Origin of the sequence: Sodalis sp. (in: enterobacteria), from assembly GCF_047607725.1 — a bacterium.
Lineage (GTDB): Bacteria > Pseudomonadota > Gammaproteobacteria > Enterobacterales > Enterobacteriaceae > JBLKSS01.
Genome location: NZ_JBLKSS010000231.1, coordinates 1 through 4567, shown reverse-complemented (window position 1 = coordinate 4567; position 4567 = coordinate 1). Strand labels below are relative to the sequence as shown.

At 54.0% G+C, this 4567-nt stretch carries 2 protein-coding genes and 4 pseudogenes; 4 read left to right on the top strand and 2 right to left on the bottom strand.

Annotation, left to right across the window (positions count from 1 at the left end; all coding sequences use genetic code 11):
• Nucleotides 1-138 precede the first annotated feature (138 nt).
• A pseudogene (locus ACMX3H_RS17190) lies at nt 139-1543 on the top strand (NAD-dependent malic enzyme); the annotation flags it as partial.
• Nucleotides 1544-1695: 152 nt separating this feature from the next.
• Complete coding sequence (sanA, locus tag ACMX3H_RS17185) at nt 1696-2493, top strand: outer membrane permeability protein SanA (RefSeq protein ID WP_415211681.1); 798 nt, start codon at nt 1696-1698, stop codon at nt 2491-2493.
• Nucleotides 2494-2735: 242 nt separating this feature from the next.
• Here sanA and ACMX3H_RS17180 read toward each other — a convergent pair.
• Together ACMX3H_RS17180 and ACMX3H_RS17175 are read right to left on the bottom strand one after the other, a co-directional pair.
• Nucleotides 2736-3657 (bottom strand): annotated as a pseudogene (locus ACMX3H_RS17180) (galactose/methyl galactoside ABC transporter permease MglC).
• Between the two features lie 17 nt (nt 3658-3674).
• Nucleotides 3675-4022, bottom strand: a pseudogene (locus ACMX3H_RS17175) (ATP-binding cassette domain-containing protein); the annotation flags it as partial.
• Between the two features lie 76 nt (nt 4023-4098).
• Here ACMX3H_RS17175 and ACMX3H_RS17170 point away from each other — a divergent pair.
• Together ACMX3H_RS17170 and ACMX3H_RS17165 are read left to right on the top strand one after the other, a co-directional pair.
• On the top strand, nt 4099-4491 hold the full coding sequence (locus tag ACMX3H_RS17170; protein ID WP_415211680.1) for a transposase: 393 nt from the start codon (nt 4099-4101) through the stop codon (nt 4489-4491).
• Nucleotides 4488-4567, top strand: a pseudogene (locus ACMX3H_RS17165) (IS66 family insertion sequence element accessory protein TnpB); the annotation flags it as partial. The gene ACMX3H_RS17170 and the pseudogene ACMX3H_RS17165, both read left to right, overlap by 4 nt.

Below are 4567 nucleotides of genomic sequence, written 5' to 3'. Positions count from 1 at the left end.
CATCGCCGGATTATCCATGATCTGACAGCCGTCCCTTATAGGATGCGGGTTCACTAGGCATCGTAGTGGAACATATTCTTACCGGGCCATACAACAAACCCACCAATAATTCAAGACGTCCTCCACGGGGCGCTTACTTTTTATCGGTTGCTTGCGGCCCACCTGGACGAAATGCTGCCGATTATTTATACCCCGACCGGCGGCGAGGCCTGCGAGCGGTTTTCCGATATTTATCACCGCGCGCGTGGTGTATTTATTTCCTATAATAACCACGGCAAAATTGAGGATATGCTGCAAAACGCCACCAAGCAAAATGTCAAAGTTATCGTTGTGACCGACGGTGAACGCATCTTAGGCCTGGGAGATCAGGGGATCGGCGGCATGGGCATCCCCATCGGTAAGCTGTCGCTTTATACCGCCTATACCCTGCTGGTCGTGCTGGATGCCGGCACCAATAATCAGCAATTACTCAACGACCCTTTGTATATGGGCTGGCGCCATCCGCGTATAACCGGCGAACAATATGATGATTTCGTCGACGCCTTTATTCAGGCGGTGAAGCGTCGCTGGCCGAATGTGCTGCTGCAATTTGAAGATTTCGCCCAGAAAAACGCAACGCCGTTGCTAAACCGCTATCGCAGCGAATTGTGTTGTTTCAATGATGATATTCAGGGTACCGCCGCGGTAACGCTGGGCTGTCTGCTGGCCGCCAGCCGCGCCGCGGGTAAACGCTTGCGCGATCAAAAGGTGGTGTTTCTCGGCGCAGGCTCTGCCGGTTGCGATATCACCGAACAGATTATTGCGGAAATGCGCACTGAGGGTCTCAGCGAAGACGAGGCCCGCCACCGCGTCCTGATGGTCGATCGCTTTGGCCTGCTGACCGACAAACTGGCTAATCTACTGGATTTTCAAAGCCGTCTGGTCCAGTCCAGTGAGAGTATTCGCGAATGGTCGCTGGAGAGCCGACACCATTTCGCTGCAAGATGTGGTACGTAACGCCAGAGCCACGGTATTGATCGGCGTTTCCGGCCAGCCGGGGCTGTTTACCGAAGAGATTATCCGGGAGATGCACCAACACTGCGAGCGGGCTATTGTGATGCCGCTGTCCAATCCCACATCGCGCGTGGAAGCGACGCCGGAAGACATTTTACGCTGGACCGACGGCGCGGCGCTGGTCGCGACCGGCAGCCGCTTTACGCCGGTGAAGCTAGAGGGTAGAATCTACCCGACTGCCCAGTGCAATAACGCCTATATTTTCCCCGGTATCGGGTTGGGCGTATTGGCCTCGGGCGCAAGCCAGATTACGGACGCTATGCTAATCGCGGCCAGCCGTGCGCTGGCGGATTGCTCGCCGCTCGCCAACGGTGACGGCGGCGCGCTGTTGCCGGATATCAACGATATCCATGCGGTCTCACGGGTGATTGCCAAGGCGGCGCAGGTTCACGGGGTAGCGCTGGTGACCTCCGAGGAAACGCTTTCTCTTGCCATCGAGCATAATTTCTGGCAGCCGCAGTATCACGATTATCGCCGCACCTCTTTTTAAACCCGCCATCAACCGGTCGGGGAAACCCGGCCGGTAAACGGGCAATTTTGCGGCATTGGCCTGACTTGCCCCTTGCACACCTTGCTTCAGCTTGACAGGTAAAGTAGCCTTGGAGCCATGACACTTTCGCGGGAACCGGCAAAGGCTATAGCATGTTGAAACGCCTGATTTTAACCCTGTTAATTATCGCAGGCATTCTCATACTGGCGGCGGTGGGCCTTGACCGCTGGATCAGTTGGAAAACCGCACCCTTTATTTATGACGATCTGACGGCCCTGCCGCACCGTCAGGTGGGGGTGGTGCTGGGCACCGCCAAGTATTACCGCACCGGGGTTATCAATCAATATTATCTCTATCGCATTCAGGGCGCGCTCAACGCCTACAACAGCGGCAAGGTGAATTACCTGCTGTTAAGCGGCGACAACGCGCTGCAAAGCTACAATGAACCGGTAACCATGCGCCGCGATCTGATAGCCCAGGGCATGCCCGCCGCCGATATCGTGCTGGATTTTGCCGGTTTTCGCACGCTCGATTCGATTATCCGCACACGGAAAGTCTTTGATACCAACGACTTCACCATCATAACCCAGCGCTTTCACTGTGAACGAGCGCTGTTTATCGCGCTGAACATGGGCATTCAGGCGCAATGCTATGCCGTGCCTTCGCCAAAAAATATGCTGTCGGTCCGGGTCCGGGAAATTGGCGCCCGCCTTGGCGCGCTTTCCGACCTGTATCTCATGAAGCGGGAACCGCGTTTTCTTGGCCCCTTAATTCCCATTCCCGCCCGTCACAACATTCCGCAGGGAGCACAAGGTTATCCGGCGGTTTCACCGGAACAACTATTGGAAATGCAACAAAAGCAGCCCCATGACGATAAACCGCCCCCCGGTACGGCCAAAAAACACGCTATTGACGCGACGGGAGAGGCAGGCGAAAGCGGCCAGCGGTAACGGTCTCGCCTGTGGCGGCGGGGAAAGCGGGATGATGGGTGCAAAGCGTGAGAGTTACACCAGTTATTTCCGACAATGTCGTAAAGCTTGCAATGGAGCTACGTGCGACATGGCGAGGCGGGTCATTGAGCAAAACGCGGGCCCCCGGCGCAGGCGCACATTGCCGCACACCGGGACTTGCCCACGGCATGCAGGCCCACGCCTGGTCCACGCGGTCGCGCGGGCCAGGCGTGGGTCAAAGACTACTTTTTCTTCGCGTATTTCAGTGAATCGAGCGCAACCGCGAAAATAATGATTGCGCCTTTAATGATATATTGCCAATAGGGATTAACGCCGATCGATATAGGTCAGATCATAATTGATGACCGTAAAGATGATGACCCCGGTGACGACCCCCAGTACCGTACCAACCCCGCCGGAAAAGGACACGCCACCCACAACGCAGGCCGCAATGGCATCCAGTTCATACATAAAACCGAGGTTGTAGGTGGCGCGGCCGATACGCCCCGCCTCTAGCATACCGCCGATGGCGAAGATATTTTTACCAAAACGCGTTTTAGTCCAAAGTATCCAGACAAAGATAATGGCGATCAGCGCGTAGAAGGTGATATAAGACAGTTTAAAATCGCCGAGACGAATAAACCCTTGTGCAAAGCTCGAAAAGTTTGATTCAAAACCGGCTATCGGCGAGGCGCCCACCACATCGTAATAAAGCGAGTTAATCCCATAAACGATAATCATGGTGCCTAAGGTGGTAATAAACGGCGTCACGTTTAAATAAGCGATAACCAAACCGTTAACCAAACCGATCACGGCGCCGATGGCGCAAACAATCAAGATAACCACCGGAATGGGCAGGCTGTGCATATCAGGGAAAACTTTATTAACACTATCCATGGATTGCAGTAAGGTCGCTGCCACCACCGCCGCCAAACCGACCTGACGCCCCACCGATAGGTCAGTTCCCTGAGTGACAATCAATCCCGCCACTCCGAGGGCAATGATAATCCGCACCGAGGATTGGGTCAGGATGTTACTCAGGTTCATCAGGTTCAAAAAGGTCTGATCCTGGAAAATAATAATGGCCAATAGCACCAACAAGACCACATAGATGCCTCCCTCTTTCAAATAAGTGAGCATGCTTTTCTTTTTCAACGCATTCATCGTTAAACCCTTACACATTAGAGATACAGGGAAGCAAGACGCAAAATTTCATTCTGCGAGGTTTCTTTGGTGTTGACGATCCCCGCCATTTGACCGTTGCTCATAACCAGAATACGATCGGTAATGCCGAGAAGTTCCGGCATTTCGGAAGAGATGATGATAATACCTTTACCCCGTTTCGCCAGTTCGGTCATCAGCTGATATATCTCGAACTTGGCCCCTACGTCGATACCGCGGGTGGGCTCGTCCAGCATCAGTATTTCCGGCTGGGTGAGCAGCCTGCGGCCGATAATGACTTTTTGCTGGTTACCGCCCGAAAGCGATCCTATATGGGTGCCGTGCCCCGGCGTTTTAACCGTAAGCGTACGCCCAGCGCCGTCTGTTAATTCCCCATCAAGTTATTGAAGATGATGTCCATTATTTTTTTAATGGGCTCAATTCATGAAACAAACCCCACCAAAACTCTCAAGACGTCGTCCCAATTTCCCGCTGGACTTTAACATTAAGCTGGTTGAGCAAGCGCTCCAGCACGGCGTATCCATTGCCAAGCTGGCACGGGATAACGGTATCAATGACAATTTGCTGTTCAACTGGCACCAGCTCTACCGTCAGGGCAAGTTCGGTGTCCAACCTAAAATCCCCACTACACAGCAGGCTGAGCTACTGGCGGTTACACTCTCCGCCGAACCATCACCCTTACGTTCTCCTTTACCCTCTGACGAACCCGTTACTTGCGACATTGAGTTCACCGGTACCCGGTTACGGCTGGTCGGCAATCTGACACCGGCGCTGTTATGCGCACTTATCCATGAACTCAAAGGCCCGCAATCATGATGGGCTTACCGGCGGGCACCCGTATCTGGCTCGTCGCCGGCCACACCGATATGCGAAACGGCTTCCAGGGCCTCGC

What these genes read in the sequence shown, in the direction of transcription:
- ACMX3H_RS17170 (WP_415211680.1), top strand. Translation starts at nt 4,099, where the DNA reads ATGAAACAAACCCCACCAAAACTCTCAAGACGTCGTCCCAATTTCCCG.
- sanA (WP_415211681.1), top strand. Translation starts at nt 1,696, where the DNA reads ATGTTGAAACGCCTGATTTTAACCCTGTTAATTATCGCAGGCATTCTC.